This window comes from Paraburkholderia sp. J8-2 (genome assembly GCF_905220195.1).
Lineage (GTDB): Bacteria > Pseudomonadota > Gammaproteobacteria > Burkholderiales > Burkholderiaceae > Paraburkholderia.
Genome location: NZ_CAJMZA010000005.1, coordinates 316,959 through 333,918, shown reverse-complemented (window position 1 = coordinate 333,918; position 16,960 = coordinate 316,959). Strand labels below are relative to the sequence as shown.

Genomic DNA, 16,960 nt, shown 5'->3' with positions numbered 1-16,960 from the left:
TTTTGATCGCTTTGGGCACGCGCAATGCGTGGCTATACTCGAATCAACAGGCGGGGAGCGATCTCCCGGGGGAGCCGACGATGAACCTGCATCTGAGCAACGCCGACATTGTTCTGATCATCGCCCTCGCCCTGGGCATCTCCCTCCTGATGGCGTTTCGCCTGCGCACCGCGAGTTGGCGCGCGGTCGTGCTCGAAGCGCTGGCGGCGAACGCCGCGGCAATTGCCGCAGTCGTCGCAATCGAAATGCTGCTTGCCTGAAGGCCGGCATGCCGCTGGTGCCGCTGGTGCCATTCGCACGGCGCCATGGGGTGCTGCGCCGTGTGGCGGCGATCAGCGGTAGTAGTAGCCGTGATGGTAGCCACCGCCGTAGTAGCCGCCGGCTGGCACCACGACGCAGCCGCCCAGCGAAGCCGCAAGCAAAGCGCCGGCGATGAGGGTAAGCGTCAATCGTTTCACAGTGTTCTCCCTTCAAGTCAGTGTCTGGGTCCAGCCATGCGATGTCGGGCTGGACGGTTACGATTGAACACGACGGCGAAGGCGTGAGGCGTTGCAATTTGTAAGCAGCGGTATGGCTCGTGTAACAGCATGGGCGTCCAAAGCCTTTTGCACGTGCGCCCACACGCGCGCGTGCAATACGAGCGCGACACTTTTAACAAGCTCGTAATAGGAAACCGCGAGGCAACGGCGAGAAAAGCGCGCGGCAAGCGCGCGCCGAAGCGCGAAAACTCAAGCGGCGTGAACGCGCGATGCCTGCGTGGATGGGCCACCGTCGCGCGCGGGGTAGATGCGGTCGACGGCATCGATCGCTACCTGCACGGGCGGCACGTGATGGCCATCGCCGATCGAGATCGAACGATTGGGCGCACGCACGCCGCTGTGCTCGGCGTCGGTCGAAACGAAGACCATCACGGTCGGCTTGATGAGCGCGTGCGAGAGATGCACGAAGCCCGTGTCGGTGCCGACCACGAGCGCGCAATCTTCGATGCGCTGTGCGACTTGCGAGACCGTGAGGCGCGACAGCACCGTAGCACCTGGGATGAGCGCCGCGATCTCGAGCGCCGTGGCGTGCTCGCTATCGGAACCCCACGGCAGTTCGATGCGCAGGCCACGCGCGATCAACGCGTTGCCCAGTTCACCCCAATGCGCGACCGGCCACTTCTTCTCGTCTTTCGAGGTCGCATGAAAGAGCAGCGCCGTGGGCGACTCAGGCGCAGGCAGCGCGGTGCCGTCGCGCGGAATGCGCATCTGAAAGTCGGGCGGCGTATCGACTGTGTAGCCAAGCGCCTCGCCGGCGCTGATGCGCATGCCGTGCCACGCATCGCATTTCGGACGCGGCCCGAAGCGGCCGTTGTACGCGAAGGCCGCGCCACGCTCGCCGAGATCCTGCGACAGATAGCCGAAGCGGCGCCGCCCGCGCGCGATAAACGCGATGATCGCGCTCTTGTACACGCCGTGAATGTCGACGATCGCGTCGTAGCGGTAAGCGCGCAGTTCCGAAATCGATGCCCAGATCGCCTTGAAGTCGCTCCAGCGGCGCGCCTTCTTGAAGCGGCGCAGCGGCGCGCAGAGCACGCGGTCGACACCTGCGTTCCAGCGCACGATATCGGCAAAGGCCTCGTCCGCGGCCCAATCGACCTTGACGCCAGGGAAGGCGCGCTGCACGTCGGCGACGACCGGAAGCGCTTCGACGATGTCGCCGAGCGAAGTCACTTTGACAATCAAAACTCGTTTCATTGTGCTGCGGACCGCGGGGCCCGATATTCCAGTCTTCAAGGGATTTCCGGAGATTCTAGCGGACGAACCTTGCGTCAACCTGCGAATAGTCGATTCGATGCGAACGATATCTGTCCCTTTCTTACTCAAACGACGTGTGGCATCGACAACGCGCACCGCAAAACACACCGGGCCCGACGCGACAAAAGCGCGTCGGGCCCGGAATGGACGACCCGTCGACGGACCGATAACAACGGTCAACGGCTAGTAGATGACGACCGGCGCGGGTCTCACGTACATGGGCCGCGCCGGCACGACGATGCAGCCCGCCAGCGTAAGCGCGAGCACGGCTGCCGCGAGCAGTTTTTTACTCATATTAAGGCTCCCCTCGGGCTCGAAAGATCAAGCGGCCCAGTGGCCTTCGACCCAGCGCCAGTTCGGGCCGTGCGCGATCCAGTGGCCCGGCACCCAGTGATAGCCAACACGCTCAGCCTGCCAGTGGCCCCGCACCCACACGTACTGGCCGTGGTCCCAACGCCAGTGGCCCTTGTCCCACGCGTAGCCCGCACGCGGCGCCGGCATGACTTCCACGCGTTCGGCAGGCGGCGGCGCGCTCGGCTCGATCACGACGATTTCGGCAAGCGCGGGAGCCGCGACAGCGCATGTGCCCGCAGCAACGATCGCGGCCTTGGCGATGAAGAGGCGAATGGAGTTGTTCATGTTGATCACCCTTGAATGTGGACGCCATGATTGGCGATACCCGATCAATGCACGAACAGGGCGTTGCGCTGACAGCGGCGGTGTAACGGCGCAGGGTGAAGTGAAACCGAATATTTCGGTAAGGCGGAAGGGGCGTTGGCGCGCAGCGCGCGAGAAAGCAAGGCGCGAAGGAAAAGCGAAGCGATACGACAAACGACGCGCGCAGCGCAGCGGCTGCGCGCGCTTAAGACTCAAGCCTGCGGAATCTCGATCTTGACCTCGAGCACTTCGAGATCGTCCTGACGTTCGAGGCTCACGCGAATGTCTTCATCGGAGATCTTCACGTACTTGGAGATCACCGCGACCAGTTCGCGTTGCAGGGCCGGCAGATAGTCGGCGGGCGGATGGCCGCCTGCGCGCTCGTGAGCAATGATGAGCTGCAGGCGTTCCTTCGCTACCGAGGCGGACTTCTTCTTCTCGCCGAGAAAAAACGAAAGAAACGACATGACGTTCGCCTCCCTTACTTGCTACCGAAGAGGCGCTGCAAGAGGCCCGGCTTCTGGTAATCGGTGAAGCGAAGCGACTTGTCCTCGCCGAGAAAGCGCGACACGACGTCCTTGTACGATTCGGCGACGTCGGTGCCGTCCAGATGCACTGCCGGCAGACCCTGGTTCGATGCGTGCAGCACCGCTTCCGATTCGGGGATCACGCCGATCAGTTCAATGCGCAGGATCTCCTGAATGTCGTTCAGCGAGAGCATTTCCCCTTCGCTCACGCGCTTCGGGTTGTAGCGGGTGATGAGCAGGTGCTCCTTGATCGGGTCCTTGCCGTCGATCGCGCGCTTCGTCTTCGACGACAGCATGCCGAGAATGCGGTCCGAGTCGCGCACGGAAGACACTTCCGGGTTCGTCACGATGAGCGCTTCGTCGGCGAAGTGCATCGCGAGCAGCGCGCCCGACTCGATACCGGCGGGCGAATCGCACACGATGTACTCGAAGTCCATCTTGCGCAGGTCCTCGATCACCTTCTCCACGCCTTCCTTCGTGAGCGCGTCTTTATCGCGTGTTTGCGAGGCCGGCAGGATGAAAAGGTTTTCGCACTTCTTGTCCTTGATGAGCGCCTGATTGAGGTTCGCCTCACCCTGGATCACGTTGATCAGGTCGTACACGACGCGGCGCTCGCAACCCATGATCAGGTCGAGATTGCGCAGGCCCACGTCGAAGTCGATGACCGCGGTCTTGTGGCCGCGCAACGCGAGGCCCGATGCGAAACTCGCGCTCGTGGTCGTCTTGCCGACACCACCTTTGCCCGAAGTCACCACAATGATTTTTGCCATTCCCTTACCTTGCGTTCGTCAGTTTCTCAGTTTGGTCTCATCGCGTGCCGCTCATGCCCCTGCTCGCCTGCGCACGACGCTCGAGCTGCGACTCAGGTGAGCCTCAACGGTTCGATCAACAGCTTTTCTTCCTCGAGCCGGATTTGAGCCGGCTTGCCGCGCACGTCGTCGGCGAGTGGGACTTCAGTGGTACGGTAGATGCCCGCAATCGAAATCAGTTCCGCCTCGAGGCTCGTGCAGAAAATGCGTGCGTCGTGGTTGCCGTGCACGCCCGCGAGCGCACGGCCGCGCAACGGCGCGTAGATATGGATGTTGCCCTCTGCGATCACTTCCGCGCCGTTGGAAACGAGGCCGAGCACGACCACGTCGCCCTTTGCGTAGATGCGTTGACCCGAACGCAGCGGCCGGTCGACCACGAGCGTGGGTTCCGCGCGTGCGCCGGCTTCGAGCGACGCCGCGGCGCTCACCGTAGCCGCCGCGCTCGCCTGGGCGGCGGCCGGGTCCGTTTCGGAGGGAAAGAGTTCGGGCTGTGCAGCAGTGGTTTGCGGCGCGGCCGATGCGGTGGCAGAAGCGCTGGCAGATGCAGTGGCAGGCGCATTCGAAGCCTCGCCGTCGCTCGCCGCTTCATCGAAGGCCGGCTTCGTGCCCGCGCCGCGGCGGTCGCGCGCTTCGAGGAAAGGCAGGCCTGCTGCAGCGGCCCAGCCATGTTGCTCAGGCTGTGCAACCACGCCGACCGGGCGCATGCGCACGCTTTCCAGCAGACGCGCGATGTCGCCGAGCGCGACCTGCTCGCCGTCGGCGAGACGCCGCACGTCGATCGCGACGGTGTCGTTTGCGAAGAATTCAGGCGTCGCCTCGAAGCGCCGCGTAAGTTCTGCGCGCATGGCATCGAGCTCGGTCGTCTTGACCACGAACAGAAGCGTATCGACTGAACCGCTCTTCAGTTCAAAATATGGCGATTTCCTGGGCGACATGGCGTTCGGCTAAAAATTTTGCGTATTTTACAGGCGCGGACGCACACGGCCATTATTTTTAATGGTGTATTCGGCCAAATTCCCTGCTCGATACGCACAACCCGCGCACAAACAAAAATGGCGCAAAAAAAGCGCGCGAAGCGAGACCGCGAGCGCAAACGATCGGGTTCGGTCTGTCGTACGGAGGGAAGTGAAGCAGGAGCGCCGCCGCGCACAGCGGCGCGAACGGCACGTGTTATGGCGAAGAAGCCGGTGAAGAAGCGGACTTCGCGTGCTCGCCGAGCGCGCGCATGAGCAACGTTTCCCATTGCTCGGGCTGTTGCTGGCTGCGCGCGTGATCGCCGGTGGCGACAAAGCCGAGGCGCTCGTAGAAACGCATGGCCGTGGTGTTCGCGTCTGTCACCCAGGCGTAGACCTGCGTGGCGCCTTCGCTCACGAGCCATTCGATGGCGCTGTTTAGAAGCAGTTCGCCGCCGCGCAGATGACGCACCGCAGGCGCGACCCACAGCGCCGATACGAACGCGCGGCGCGCCGGCGCGCTTTCGAAACTCGCGCCGATCAGCCCGGCCGGATGGCCCTCGGTATAGAGAATGAACGACGTGCCGGTGTGCGAAACCGCATGGCGGGCCGCCGCGGCGTCGAAAACGGCGGCATCGGCCGATAGCGCGTCTTCGAGCGTGTCGCCGAATGCATAAGGCGCGTCGCGCAGCGATGCTGTTCGAAGCTCGCGGAGCACGGCACCCTGATCGGCGGCGATACGGCGAACGGTCAGTGACGGACTCATGCAGTCGTAAACCCCAATAAAGCGCTAACGCGTAGCTTTAACCGAACTGGCTTGAGAGTCAAATCCTTATTTGACAATTGCCTGCAGACCACGCCTCGCGCGCGATCCTTGACAGACGGCCGCAGAGGCCGCACAACCGCGCTCACGGGGCCTCGTAGGCGCCTGTGCCGTCCGGCCAGGGCGTGAGGAGTTCGTAGCCGTCGTCGGTGACCGCAACCATGTGCTCCCACTGCGCCGAGAGCGAGCGGTCCTTGGTGACGACCGTCCAGCCGTCGCGCTGCACCGTCGTGCCGGCGCGGCCTGCGTTGACCATCGGCTCGATCGTGAAGACCATGCCCGGCTTCAGTCGCACGCCCTGCCCCGGCTGGCCGTAGTGCAGCACCTGCGGCTCTTCGTGATAGACCTTGCCGATACCGTGGCCGCAATACTCGCGCACGATCGAGAAGCCATCGCTTTGCGCGCGCTTCTGGATGGCGTTGCCGACGTCGCCGAGCGTCGCACCCGGCTTCACCTGGCGGATGCCCGCGAGCATCGCTTCGTAGGTCGTGTCGATCAGCTGGCGGCCCACCGTGCTCGGTGTGCCGACGCAGTACATGCGGCTCGTGTCCCCGAAATAGCCGTCCTTGATGACGGCCACGTCGATGTTGATGATGTCGCCGTCCTTGAGCACCTCGCCGCGGCTCGGAATGCCGTGGCAGACCACGGAATTGACGGACGTGCAGATCGTCTTCGGAAAACCGAGGTAGCCGACATTGGCCGGGACGGCCTTGAGCGTGTTGACGATGTAGTCGTTGCAGAGGGCGTCGAGGTCGTCGGTGGAGACGCCCGGCTTCACGTGCTCGCCGATCATCGCGAGCACGTCGGCGGCGAGCCGGCCCGAAATGCGCAGGCGGGCGAGATCGTCGGCAGACTTGTAGGTGATAGGCATCTGTGGACCGAAGTAGGCGCGGCGGTGTGCTGGAAAACGCTTCGCCGCAAATTCAAAGGAGCGATTGTACCGGCGCTGCAGCGTCGCTAGCGCAGCAAGGCGCGTCATCGCCATGACGCCGGGCGTGGAATTTTCAGATATCTCCGATTGTTCGAGCGCAACCCACCGTCAAAAATGAGAAATATCTTACATCGCAAGCAGGAAGCCCGATCATGACCTCAAGTCATCCCGCCCCCTCCTCCACTCCGAACACGGCGCTCAACGTCCTGATCGCGCTGCCCACCTACGACAACTCGGTGCATTTCGACTTCGCCATGGCGCTTGCCCGCCTCATGGAAACGCTCAAGGAGCGCGGCATCGGCTTCGAGTACATCCACACGGCTTCGTCGCATATCATCCGCGCGCGCAATTTCTTTGCGAATTATTTTTTGAGCCATCCCGAGTTCACCCATCTCCTCTTTCTCGATACGGACATGGACTTCTCGCGCGAAGCGGTTCTGCGCCTGATCGCCGGCGACAAGCCGGTGGCCGGCATCGCCTGCCCGTACCGCTTCTTCGACCGGGAAAAGCAGATCACGACCGCCGATGTGGGGCTCACACTGCGCGAATGGCAGGAAAAAACGGTGGACTACAACACGGCGATCCTCGCCGACGAAGCGGGCAGCAGCTTCGTGTCCGATGGCTGGGCGGAGGTGAGCCATATCGGCACGGGCATCTTCCTCGTGCGGCGAGACGCGCTGGAGTCGATCGTGGCGCACACGGAGCTATACCGCCCGCCTGCGCAATACGCGGGCTACCTGCCGGACGGCAAGTTCTATGCGTTCTTCGACACCGTCGGCGAAAAAGGCGTGTACCTCTCGGAAGACCTGTCGTTCTGCCGGCGCGTGCGTGCGGCAGGCAAGTCGGTGTGGGCGCTCGTCGACGAGAAGATCGTGCATCACGGCGGGTCGTCGATTTCCGGAACGTACCTGCGCGCGCTGGAGATGCGCGGGCATATGCAGCAGTAGTGCGCGCACCTGCGCGAGCACCGCGCGCAGAAAAGCAAAAACCCCTGCAGCGGTTAAGCATGCAGGGGTTTTCTGAATTTGGCGGAGAGGGTGGGATTCGAACCCACGGTACGGGGAAACCGTACGCCTGATTTCGAGTCAGGTACATTCGACCACTCTGCCACCTCTCCGGTGTACTGCCTTTTACTGCTTCTCTAGCCTTGGTCGGCGACCAGAGAAGCGAAGATTATAGAACATTTTTTGAATTCCGCAAGCCCTCTTTGGAAAAAAGTTTCGAGGGCAAGCCAATCCCATGTTCTGTTCGCGAAGCAGTGCCTCAGGCGCTCATTGCAAGGCGCGCCACGCCGCCCATATACGGCCGCAGCGCTTCCGGCACGGTGACCGAGCCATCCGCTTCCTGATAGTTCTCCAGCACGGCAACGAGCGTGCGGCCCACGGCGAGGCCCGAGCCGTTGAGCGTATGCACGAGTTCGGGTTTGCCCTGCGCGTTGCGGTAACGCGCCTGCATGCGGCGCGCCTGGAAAGCTTCCGTATTCGAGCAGCTCGAAATTTCGCGATACGTGTTTTGCGCCGGCAGCCACACTTCGAGGTCGTAGGTCTTGGAAGCCGAGAAGCCCATATCGCCCGTGCACAGCGTGATGACGCGATACGGCAGGCCGAGCTTGCGCAGGATGGCTTCCGCGTGAACGACCATCTGCTCGAGCGCGTCGTACGACGTTTCAGGCGCAACGATCTGCACCATTTCGACCTTGTCGAACTGGTGCTGACGGATCATGCCGCGCGTGTCGCGGCCATACGAACCGGCTTCCGAGCGGAAGCACGGCGAGTGCGCCGTGAGCTTGATCGGCAGCGCGCTGCCTTCCACGATGCTCTCGCGCACCGTGTTCGTGAGCGAGATTTCCGAAGTCGAAATGAGGTACTGCGTGACGGTGTTCTCGCCGCCGCCCTTTTCCACGCGGAACATGTCGTCGGCGAACTTGGGCAGCTGGCCCGTGCCGTACAGGATCTCCGGGTTGACGATGTACGGCGTGTACGTTTCCGTATAGCCGTGCTCGAGCGTGTGCGTGTCGATCATGAACTGCGCCAGCGCACGATGCAGGCGCGCGATCTGGCCGCGCAGCATCGTGAAACGCGCGCCAGAGAGTTTCGCGCCCGTCTCGAAGTCGAGGCCCAGCGGCGTGCCGACATCCACGTGATCCTTCACCTCGAAGTCGAACGCGCGCGGCGTGCCCCAGCGGCGCACTTCCACGTTGTCGGCCTCGTCCTTGCCTGCGGGCACGCTCTCGTGCGGCAGGTTCGGCACGCCGAGCAGCAGGTCCGAGAGCTTCGACTGGATCTCGTCGAGCTTGGCTGCCGACGTCTTCATCTCGTCGCCGATGCCGCCCACTTCGGCCATGACCGCCGAGGTGTCCTCGCCGCGGCCTTTCATCGCGCCGATCTGCTTCGACAGGCTGTTGCGGCGTGCCTGGAGCTCTTCGGTGCGGGTCTGGATGGCGCGGCGTTCCGCTTCGAGCGCGGAGAAGGCGGCGACGTCGAGGGTGTAGCCGCGGTCGGCGAGGCGCTTCGCGACGCCGTCGAGGTCTTTGCGCAGCAGCTGGATGTCGAGCATGGGATTGTGAGACGCAGTTTCGTTGTGTGAAGGGACGATTTTAGCGCACCGGCCGGGGCATCCCGGCGGGACTGGCATCAGCCTTTGCGCTTCCTTTCGCGGATTTCGTCGCGATGCTCGTCGCGCCATTGCGCGTCGAGGTCGGCGAGGCGCGCGAGCTTTTCGCCGATCTTGCCTTCGAGCCCGCGCGGCGTGGGCTGATACCAGCGCGGCTCGCGCATGCCGTCGGGCAGGTAAGTCTCGCCGGCCGCGTAGGCGTCGGGCTCGTCGTGCGCATAGCGATATTCGTGGCCGTAGCCCAGTTCCTTCATGAGCTTGGTCGGCGCGTTGCGCAGATGGATGGGCACCGCGCGCGACTGGTCCTTGCTCACGAAGCGCCGCGCCTCGTTATAGGCGTTGTAGCCCGCGTTCGACTTCGGCGCGACGGCCAGATAGATCACGGCCTGCGCGAGCGCGAGCTCGCCTTCGGGCGAGCCCAGACGCTCGTAGGTCTCGGCGGCGTCGAGCGTGATACGCCCGGCGCGCGGGTCGGCGAGCCCGATGTCCTCCCACGCCATGCGCACGATGCGCCGCGCGAGATAACGCGGATCGGCGCCGCCATCCAGCATGCGGCAGAACCAGTAGAGCGCGCCGTCCGGGTTGCTGCCGCGCACCGACTTGTGCAATGCGCTGATCTGGTCGTAGAACGCGTCGCCGCCCTTGTCGAAGCGGCGCAGGTTTTCGGCCAGCGCGCTGCCGAGCAGCTCGCCGTCGATCTCGGTCTTCTTTTGCTGCGCGGCCGCGCGCGCGACGATTTCGAGGTTGTTCAGGAGCTTGCGGCCATCGCCGTCAGCGGAACCGATCAGCGCCTTTTTCGCCTCGTCGGTGAAAGTCAGGCCGCCCAGCTCCTCGCTCGCGCGCGCAAGCAGTTCACCCTGCTCCTCCTCGTCGAGGCTCTTGAGCACGTACACGGCCGCGCGCGAGAGCAACGCGCTGTTCACTTCGAACGACGGGTTTTCCGTCGTCGCGCCGATGAACACAAAGAGGCCCGACTCCACATGGGGCAGAAAGGCGTCTTGCTGGCTCTTGTTGAAGCGATGCACCTCGTCGACGAACACGAGCGTCTGGTGGCCACGCGCACGATGCAGCTGCGCCTGCTCCACGGCCTCGCGGATGTCCTTCACGCCCGAGAGCACGGCGGAGAGCGCGATGAATTCGGCGTGGAACGCATCGGCCATGAGGCGCGCGAGCGTGGTCTTGCCCACGCCCGGCGGCCCCCAGAGGATCATCGAATGCGCTTCGCCGGACTCGAACGCGACGCGCAGCGGCTTGTTGGGCCCGAGCAGATGCTTCTGGCCGATAACCTCGTCGATGGAGCGCGGACGCAGCCGTTCGGCGAGCGGGACGTTGGCACGGGTTTCTTCAAACATGACGTTTTCGCGATAATGACGGCTTTCCGGCTGGCCGAGCGTGAGCTGCCCAGGTTGCCTGGTCAGCCGCAGATTCGGGGACACAACGTCCGACACTACAAAACGGCCTGCCGCACCGGATGCAGTCGTGCATTATGACAGCGAGTGCCGCGGCGCGAAGCGCGGGCCGAGCCGCTCATGCTGACGAGCCCGGATAAAACAGACAAAACACACGACACAGAGGAAAGCGTTCCACATGACTCAAGATTCGCACGCCGGCGAGGCCGGCTCCACCTACGCGCCGAACGTGCCCGTACCCGACGCGCGCCGGCAGTTCCGCACCGGCGACGCCTTCGCGCTGTGGTTTTCGCTCGGCATCGGCCTGCTGGTCGCGCAGGCGGGCGCACTGCTCGTGCCGGGCCTGTCGCTGCCGCACGCGCTGGTGGCCATCGCCATCGGCAGCGTGATCGGCGTCGTGCTGCTCGCGCTCGCGGGCGTGATCGGCACGGATACGGGCCTTGCCGCCATGGCGTCGCTGCGCCCGACGCTCGGCGTTCGTGGCGTGTCGGTGCCGGCCGTCATCAACATGGTGCAGCTCGTGGGCTGGGGCTCGTTCGAGATCATCGTGATGCGCGATTCCGCCGATGCGCTCGCCAAACAGGCCTTCGGCCTGTCGATGCCGCTCGTCTGGACCGTGATCTTCGGCGTGCTCGCTACGCTGCTCGCCGTGAGCGGCCCGCTCTCGTTCGTGCGGCGCTTCCTGCGCACGTGGGGCATCTGGCTGCTGCTCGCGGGCGCGGCGTGGCTCACGTGGAGCCTGCTCGTCAAGCAGGACCTTGGCGCGCTGATGCGCCGCCCCGGCACGGGCGAAATGCCGTTTGGCAGCGCCATCGACCTCGTGGTGGCGATGCCGCTCTCGTGGCTGCCGCTCATCGCCGACTACACGCGTTTTGGCCGCAAAGCGGGCGAAACCTTCCGCGGCACGCTGTTCGGCTATGGCATCGCGAACCTCTGGTTCTATGCGCTCGGCGCCGTGTACGGGCTGGCTGCGGGCGGCGGCGACGCGCTCCTCACCACGGCGCTCGCGCAGGCCGGCGGCGGCTTCGCGCTGCTGCTCGTACTGATCGACGAAATCGACAATGCGTTCGCCGATATCCACTCGGCCGCCGTCTCGACCGGCACGTTCTGGACGCGCGCCAGCGTGCCCTGGCTCTCGGCAGCCTTCGGCGCGCTGTGCACGCTGATCGGCCTCGTCGTGCCGATGGCGAAATACGAGAACTTCCTGCTCTTCATCGGCTCGGTGTTCGCGCCGCTCTTTGGCGTGGTGCTTGCCGATCACTTCATCGTGCGCCGTCGCCGTATCGATCCGCAGGCGCTCGCCGACCTGAACGGCGTGTATGGCTATTCGGGCGGCTGGCACGTGAGCGCGTTCGTTGCCTGGGCGGTCGGTTTCGGCGCGTATCAGGCGCTCAACCAGTGGCTGCCGAACCTCGGCGCGACGCTGCCGTCGCTCGTGATCGGCGCACTGTGCTATCTCGTGCTCGCGGGGCGCCGGCGCGCGGCCTACGCTTAAGGCGCCGTACTCCGCGTCCCCCACGCAATGAAAAACGCCACGCTTCGCAGCGTGGCGTTTTTGCTTCCGGCAACTTGCGCGGTGTTACTCGCAGTGGCCGCAGCCGCCGTGCGAATGGTCGTGATGACCGTGACGTTCGTGGTCGTCAGCGGGCAGGTGCTGCGCGGCCTGCGCCGTGATGCCCAGACGCTGCAGCAGCTTGCGGTCGGCTTCCGCTTGCGGATTGCTCGTGGTGAGCAGCTGGTCGCCGTAGAAAATCGAGTTCGCGCCGGCCATGAAGCACAGCGCCTGGAGCGCGTCGTCCATCTGCTCGCGGCCCGCCGAGAGGCGCACCATCGCCTTGGGCATCGTGATGCGCGCCACGGCGATCGTGCGCACGAACTCGAACGGGTCAATCGGATCGGTCCCTTCGAGCGGCGTGCCCGAGACCTGCACGAGATTGTTGATGGGCACCGACTCCGGGTACGGCTCCATGTTCGCAAGCTGCGCGATCAGGCCCGCGCGCTCGCGGCGCGACTCGCCCATGCCGACAATGCCGCCGCAGCACACGTTGATGCCCGCGTCGCGCACGCGTTCGAGCGTCTCCAGACGGTCCTCGTAAGTGCGCGTCGTGATGATCTTGCCGTAGTACTCCGGCGACGTATCGAGGTTGTGGTTGTAGTAGTCGAGGCCCGCATCGGCAAGTTCCTTCGCCTGGTGATCTTCGAGCATGCCGAGCGTCACGCAGGTTTCCAGACCCATCGCCTTCACGCCGCGAATCATGTCCTTGATCGGCTCCAGATGGCGATCCTTCGGATTGCGCCACGCCGCGCCCATGCAAAAGCGCGTCGCGCCGTTGGACTTGGCCGCACGCGCGGCTTCCAGCACAGCGTCCACGGCCATGAGCTTGCCGGCTTCGAGTTCGGTTTCGTAGTGCGACGACTGCGGGCAGTACGCGCAATCTTCCTCGCAGCCGCCGGTCTTGATCGAGAGGAGCGTAGAAAGCTGCACGGCGTTCGCGTCGAAATGCTCGCGATGCACCTGCTGCGCGCGGAACATCAGGTCGTTGAACGGCAGCTCGTAGAGCGCGGCGACGTCGGCGACCTTCCAGCGCGCGGCGGCTTCAGCGGCGGCGTGGGCGCTCGGCGCGGTCGCCTTCAGCGAAGTAATGTCGATGTGGGTTTGCGTCATGGTGTCGTGGTCCTTCTTTACGTGACTGTGCTTGAATGTGCGTCAAGCGTCGGCGCGCAAGCGCGCTAGCAACGCGTCGATGTTCAGATGTTCTGCTGCGTCATCGGCGCTCGCGCCGCGCATATGCGGCACAACACCGACGAGCGGCGCGCCGTACCGGGCGGCGAGACGCTCGCGCAGCGCGTCGATGTTTTCTTCGGGGAACGTCATGGCCGGGTCGATCCGGTTCGCGACCCAGCCCGCGAGCTTCAATCCGCGCGCGGCAATCGCTTCGGCCGTAAGCAGCGCGTGGCTGATGCAGCCAAGGCGCATGCCCACCACGAGCACCACGGGCAGACCGAGCGCGACGGCGAGATCGGCGGTGTCTTCGGTCGCCGTGAGCGGCACGCGAAAGCCGCCCACGCCTTCCACGACGATGGCATCCGCGCGCTCGCGAGCCGCGCGGTAAGCATCGACGATACGCGCCATGTCGAGCGTCACCCCTTCGAGCGCAGCGGCGATATGCGGCGCGGCGGGCTCCTTGAGCAGGAACGGCGTGCGCATCTCCGGCGGCAGCAGCACGCTCGCGGCGGCGTCGAGCTGATCGGCGTCCTCGTTGTGCCAGACGCCGTCGCGCTCGTACGCGCCCGCGGCGATCGGCTTGAGCGCGGTCGCGCGCAGCCCCGCGTGGGCGAAGCCGCGCAAGAGCGCGGCGCTCACGAAGGTCTTGCCGATCTCGGTATCGGTGCCGGTGACGAAAAGCGAAACCGTCATTGCGCGAACTCCTGCGCGTTTGCGCGTGCTTCGAGGCTCGCGCGTTGCAGCGATGCGTTCAGCCGGTCGAGGTCCGCATCCGAATGTGCCGCGGAGAGCGAAATACGCAGGCGCGACGTGCCCTCGGGCACGGTGGGCGGACGGATGGCCGGCACCCACAGGCCGTCGCCCTCGAGCTTGGCCTGCAGCGAGAGCGTCGCTTCGTTGGCGCCGATGACGAGCGGCTGCACGGCGGTATGCGAATCGACGGGCTGCCAGCAGGTTTCCTGCAGGAGCGAACGCGTGCGGCCAATCAAATGCTTGAGATGCGCGCGGCGCGCATCGCCCTCCTCGCCCCCGATCAGACGCAGGCTCGCGGACACCGCATGCGCCACCGCCGGCGACGAAGCTGTCGTGAAGATATACGGACGCGCGCGCTGCACGAGCCATTCGATCACGGTGCCGTGCGCGCAGATGAACGCGCCCGAAACGCCGGCCGCCTTGCCGAGCGTACCGACCATCACGAGATGTTCCGAACGCAGCGCGGCTTGCGCCGGCGCGCCGCGGCCCTGCGGGCCGAGCACACCGAAGCCATGCGCGTCGTCGACCACGAGCCAGGCGCCATGTTTTTCCGCGAGTTCGACGAGGCGCGCGAGCGGCGCGATATCGCCGTCCATGCTGAACACCGTGTCGCTCACGATCACTTTCGCGCTCGCGTCCGAGCTTTCGAGCATCGAAGCAAGCGCTGCCATATCGGCATGAGGATAGATCTGGACATCGGCGCGCGAGAGCCGTGCGCCGTCGATCAGCGAGGCGTGGTTGAGCGCGTCGGAGAAGATCGTCGTGCCGCGGCCCGCGAGCGCCGTGAGCACGGCCAGATTCGCCATGTAGCCGGTGCTGAAGTACAACGCGCGCGGTGCATCGACGAAGGTACCTGCGAATGCTGCGAGATCGTCTTCGAGTTGCGCATGCGCGCGCGAGTGGCCGCCCAGCAGATGCGAGCCGCCACTACCCGCGCCGTAGCGCTGCGCGCCTTCGGCGATGGCCGCGGCCAGTTGAGGATGCGCGGCAAGACCGAGATAGTCGTTGCTGGCAAAGCCGATAGTCGCGCGGCCGTCCACCTGCATGTGTGCGCTGCACGGCGTGTCGGCGGTGCGCCGGCGGCGGCGCAGGCCGCGCGCGTCGATGTCGCGCAAGCCCTGTTCGAGGGTTTCGAGCAACAGATTGTGATGCGCCATATCAGAGGTCCTCCGCGACGGTGGCGTCGAAGGTCTCGCGCGTGCGTGTTGCGAGGAACGCCTGCATTTCGTTGTCCAGAATATATGGCGGCATGACATAAACCGTCGTGCCGATCGGGCGCAGCAGCAGTTCGCGCTGCAGCGCATTTTCGAAGAAGCGGCGCGAGAACGTCGCTGCGCGCTGCGGGTCGGCGAGCGCTACGTCGAACGCGAGGATCGTGCCGCACTGGCGCAGGTTGCGCACGAGCGGGTGCGCGGCGAACGGCTCGAACAGCGCGCGCAGTTGTGCCGATTTGCGCGCGTTCGCAACGAGCACGTCGTCGCGCTCGAACAGGTCGAGCGTGGCGAGCGCGGCACGACACGCGAGCGGATTGCCCGTGTACGAGTGCGAATGGAGGAAACCGCGCGTGGTGTCGTCGTCGTAGAACGACGCGTAGACGGCGTCGCGCGACAGCACGATCGAAAGTGGCAGATACCCGCCGCTAATGCCCTTCGAAAGCGTCAGCAGATCGGGCCAGATGTCGGCCTGCTCGCACGCGAAGAAAGTGCCGGTACGCCCGCAGCCCACGGCGATTTCGTCTGCGATCAGGTGCACGCGGTGACGGTCGCATAGTGCACGCAGGCCCTTGAGATACGCGGGATCGTGCATCGCCATGCCGGCCGCGCATTGCACGAGCGGCTCGACGATCAGCGCGGCGATGCGGCCTTCGCGCTCGATGAAAAGACGCTCGACATCGGCCAGTGCGCGCGCCGCGACATCCGCCGCCGTTTCGCCGGAGTGCGCCACGCGCGCGTCGGGTGAAGCGACCACATGCGCATGATGCAGCAGCGGATCGTAAGCATCCCTGAAGAGCTTCACATCGGTCACGCCGAGCGCACCGATGGTTTCGCCGTGGTAGCTATTGGCAAGACAGACGAATTCGCGCTTGTCGCTCTCGCCGCGGTTGCGCCACGAGTGGAAGCTCATCTTGAGCGCGATTTCGACGGCCGACGCGCCATCGGACGCGAAGAACGCATGGCCGAGCACGCCGCCCGTGCGCGCCGAAAGACGCTCGGCAAGCTCCACGGCGGGCTCGTGCGTGCAGCCCGCGAGCATGACGTGCTCGAGCGTGTCGAGCTGCGCCTTGAGCGCGGCATTGATCGCAGGATTGGCGTGGCCAAAGAGGTTCACCCACCACGAACTGATCGCGTCCAGATAGCGACGGCCTTCGCGGTCATGAAGCCACGGGCCCTCGCCCCGCGCGACGGCCACGAGCGGCAGGCGCTCGTGATGTTTCATCTGGGTGCAGGGGTGCCACACGGCGCGCAGGCTGCGAGCGACCCAGTCGGTCGCGCCGCGGTCTTCGCGGGCAAGGTGCGCGGGGTGCGCAGTGTGCGATTGCGAATTCAAATACGACTCCCGATACGACAGCGGGACCGAGATTAACGTGTTCGCTGCCGCAATGCACTACCCCTGAAATTGCCCTCGAACGCCCGACGGCACGGCGTTTCGAGCCGTTCTGGACAACTCGTGACCGATGAAAAACAAAGACCAGAAATGCGCGGAGATGACGACGGCAAAGTGAACCCGCCTTATGCAAAAAAATCTGCGCCGCGGTGCGAAATTGCAGAACGCGGGACGGCGTAACGGATATTTTTGGCGCGCGTGGTAAGTACGCAGGTGTGCGAAGGTCAGACGATATGGCGCGCCGCGATGGGATTGCGTGCGAGGAAATGGCTTGAGGGGAATGAAAAGCAAAGCGGCCCGCATTGGGGCCGCGCTGTACTGCAGTGATCGGAATTTGAACCCGGCAGCAGCCGGATGCCA

General features: G+C 64.8%; 17 protein-coding genes and 1 tRNA gene. 3 read left to right on the top strand and 15 right to left on the bottom strand.

The features are described from left to right. Positions 1–80: 80 nt before the first annotated feature. Positions 81–260, top strand: a complete 180-nt coding sequence (locus tag U5A52_RS14890) for a hypothetical protein (protein ID WP_158758386.1) — start codon at positions 81–83, stop codon at positions 258–260. 72 nt (positions 261–332) lie between these two features. Here U5A52_RS14890 and U5A52_RS14885 read toward each other — a convergent pair whose 3' ends face one another. The 8 genes from U5A52_RS14885 to map form a co-directional block, all read right to left on the bottom strand. Beyond that, a complete protein-coding gene (locus tag U5A52_RS14885; RefSeq protein ID WP_256094537.1) occupies positions 333–458 on the bottom strand; it encodes a hypothetical protein in 126 nt (41 codons plus the stop codon). A 270-nt stretch (positions 459–728) separates the two neighbouring features. After that, a complete protein-coding gene (gene waaC / locus U5A52_RS14880) occupies positions 729–1,736 on the bottom strand; it encodes a lipopolysaccharide heptosyltransferase I (protein WP_321935132.1) in 1,008 nt (335 codons plus the stop codon). A gap of 381 nt (positions 1,737–2,117) precedes the next feature. Next, a complete protein-coding gene (locus U5A52_RS14875; RefSeq protein ID WP_321935131.1) occupies positions 2,118–2,435 on the bottom strand; it encodes a YXWGXW repeat-containing protein in 318 nt (105 codons plus the stop codon). Between the two features lie 230 nt (positions 2,436–2,665). Next, positions 2,666–2,920, bottom strand: coding sequence for a cell division topological specificity factor MinE (gene minE / locus U5A52_RS14870; protein ID WP_027795398.1), 255 nt, complete (start codon positions 2,918–2,920; stop codon positions 2,666–2,668). Between the two features lie 14 nt (positions 2,921–2,934). Continuing rightward, positions 2,935–3,750, bottom strand: coding sequence for a septum site-determining protein MinD (gene minD / locus U5A52_RS14865; protein WP_028205181.1), 816 nt, complete (start codon positions 3,748–3,750; stop codon positions 2,935–2,937). Positions 3,751–3,842: 92 nt separating this feature from the next. Next, on the bottom strand, positions 3,843–4,724 hold the full coding sequence (gene minC, locus U5A52_RS14860) for a septum site-determining protein MinC (RefSeq protein ID WP_321935130.1): 882 nt from the start codon (positions 4,722–4,724) through the stop codon (positions 3,843–3,845). Between the two features lie 235 nt (positions 4,725–4,959). Then, positions 4,960–5,508 (bottom strand): GNAT family N-acetyltransferase, encoded by a 549-nt coding sequence (locus U5A52_RS14855; protein WP_321913896.1) that lies wholly within the window; start codon positions 5,506–5,508, stop codon positions 4,960–4,962. 142 nt (positions 5,509–5,650) lie between these two features. Continuing rightward, positions 5,651–6,436: a type I methionyl aminopeptidase gene (gene map, locus U5A52_RS14850; protein ID WP_158758391.1), complete on the bottom strand. Its 786-nt coding sequence runs from the start codon at positions 6,434–6,436 to the stop codon at positions 5,651–5,653. Positions 6,437–6,648: 212 nt separating this feature from the next. Here map and U5A52_RS14845 point away from each other — a divergent pair, with 212 nt between their 5' ends. Continuing rightward, entirely contained in the window at positions 6,649–7,443 is a 795-nt protein-coding gene (locus tag U5A52_RS14845; protein ID WP_321913897.1) for a hypothetical protein, read from the top strand. A 79-nt stretch (positions 7,444–7,522) separates the two neighbouring features. Here the strand turns inward: U5A52_RS14845 and U5A52_RS14840 are convergent. The 3 genes from U5A52_RS14840 to U5A52_RS14830 all read right to left on the bottom strand — a co-directional run bounded on the left by U5A52_RS14840 (position 7,523) and on the right by U5A52_RS14830 (position 10,461). Beyond that, a tRNA-Ser gene (locus U5A52_RS14840) sits at positions 7,523–7,613 on the bottom strand. Between the two features lie 146 nt (positions 7,614–7,759). Then, positions 7,760–9,052, bottom strand: a complete 1,293-nt coding sequence (serS, locus tag U5A52_RS14835) for a serine--tRNA ligase (protein WP_321935129.1) — start codon at positions 9,050–9,052, stop codon at positions 7,760–7,762. Between the two features lie 77 nt (positions 9,053–9,129). Continuing rightward, positions 9,130–10,461, bottom strand: a complete 1,332-nt coding sequence (locus tag U5A52_RS14830; protein WP_233882442.1) for a replication-associated recombination protein A — start codon at positions 10,459–10,461, stop codon at positions 9,130–9,132. Positions 10,462–10,696: 235 nt separating this feature from the next. Between U5A52_RS14830 and cytX the strand changes: the two genes are divergently transcribed. After that, a complete protein-coding gene (gene cytX / locus U5A52_RS14825; RefSeq protein ID WP_321913899.1) occupies positions 10,697–12,013 on the top strand; it encodes a putative hydroxymethylpyrimidine transporter CytX in 1,317 nt (438 codons plus the stop codon). A gap of 84 nt (positions 12,014–12,097) precedes the next feature. Here cytX and bioB read toward each other — a convergent pair whose 3' ends face one another. From bioB to bioA, 4 genes are read right to left on the bottom strand one after another with little or no spacing between them, the layout of a single operon-like run. Further along, complete coding sequence (gene bioB, locus U5A52_RS14820; protein WP_321935128.1) at positions 12,098–13,183, bottom strand: biotin synthase BioB; 1,086 nt, start codon at positions 13,181–13,183, stop codon at positions 12,098–12,100. Positions 13,184–13,225: 42 nt separating this feature from the next. Continuing rightward, a complete protein-coding gene (gene bioD / locus U5A52_RS14815; protein ID WP_321935127.1) occupies positions 13,226–13,936 on the bottom strand; it encodes a dethiobiotin synthase in 711 nt (236 codons plus the stop codon). After that, positions 13,933–15,153: an 8-amino-7-oxononanoate synthase gene (gene bioF, locus U5A52_RS14810; RefSeq protein ID WP_321913902.1), complete on the bottom strand. Its 1,221-nt coding sequence runs from the start codon at positions 15,151–15,153 to the stop codon at positions 13,933–13,935. Before bioF ends, bioD begins: the two co-directional genes overlap by 4 nt. Before the next feature lies 1 nt (position 15,154). Further along, the gene (gene bioA / locus U5A52_RS14805) at positions 15,155–16,543 is read right to left on the bottom strand and encodes an adenosylmethionine--8-amino-7-oxononanoate transaminase (protein WP_321935126.1); all 1,389 of its coding nucleotides are present in this window, start codon (positions 16,541–16,543) and stop codon (positions 15,155–15,157) included. Between the last annotated feature and the right edge of the window lie 417 nt (positions 16,544–16,960).

Excerpts from the sequence above, each read along its gene's own strand:
- U5A52_RS14855 (WP_321913896.1), bottom strand. The coding sequence starts at position 5,508 with ATGAGTCCGTCACTGACCGTTCGCCGTATCGCCGCCGATCAGGGTGCC.
- map (WP_158758391.1), bottom strand. The coding sequence starts at position 6,436 with ATGCCTATCACCTACAAGTCTGCCGACGATCTCGCCCGCCTGCGCATT.
- U5A52_RS14875 (WP_321935131.1), bottom strand. The coding sequence starts at position 2,435 with ATGAACAACTCCATTCGCCTCTTCATCGCCAAGGCCGCGATCGTTGCT.
- minE (WP_027795398.1), bottom strand. The coding sequence starts at position 2,920 with ATGTCGTTTCTTTCGTTTTTTCTCGGCGAGAAGAAGAAGTCCGCCTCG.
- minD (WP_028205181.1), bottom strand. The coding sequence starts at position 3,750 with ATGGCAAAAATCATTGTGGTGACTTCGGGCAAAGGTGGTGTCGGCAAG.
- bioB (WP_321935128.1), bottom strand. The coding sequence starts at position 13,183 with ATGACGCAAACCCACATCGACATTACTTCGCTGAAGGCGACCGCGCCG.
- cytX (WP_321913899.1), top strand. The coding sequence starts at position 10,697 with ATGACTCAAGATTCGCACGCCGGCGAGGCCGGCTCCACCTACGCGCCG.
- U5A52_RS14890 (WP_158758386.1), top strand. The coding sequence starts at position 81 with ATGAACCTGCATCTGAGCAACGCCGACATTGTTCTGATCATCGCCCTC.
- bioF (WP_321913902.1), bottom strand. The coding sequence starts at position 15,153 with ATGGCGCATCACAATCTGTTGCTCGAAACCCTCGAACAGGGCTTGCGC.
- serS (WP_321935129.1), bottom strand. The coding sequence starts at position 9,052 with ATGCTCGACATCCAGCTGCTGCGCAAAGACCTCGACGGCGTCGCGAAG.
- U5A52_RS14845 (WP_321913897.1), top strand. The coding sequence starts at position 6,649 with ATGACCTCAAGTCATCCCGCCCCCTCCTCCACTCCGAACACGGCGCTC.
- waaC (WP_321935132.1), bottom strand. The coding sequence starts at position 1,736 with ATGAAACGAGTTTTGATTGTCAAAGTGACTTCGCTCGGCGACATCGTC.
- U5A52_RS14830 (WP_233882442.1), bottom strand. The coding sequence starts at position 10,461 with ATGTTTGAAGAAACCCGTGCCAACGTCCCGCTCGCCGAACGGCTGCGT.
- minC (WP_321935130.1), bottom strand. The coding sequence starts at position 4,724 with ATGTCGCCCAGGAAATCGCCATATTTTGAACTGAAGAGCGGTTCAGTC.
- bioD (WP_321935127.1), bottom strand. The coding sequence starts at position 13,936 with ATGACGGTTTCGCTTTTCGTCACCGGCACCGATACCGAGATCGGCAAG.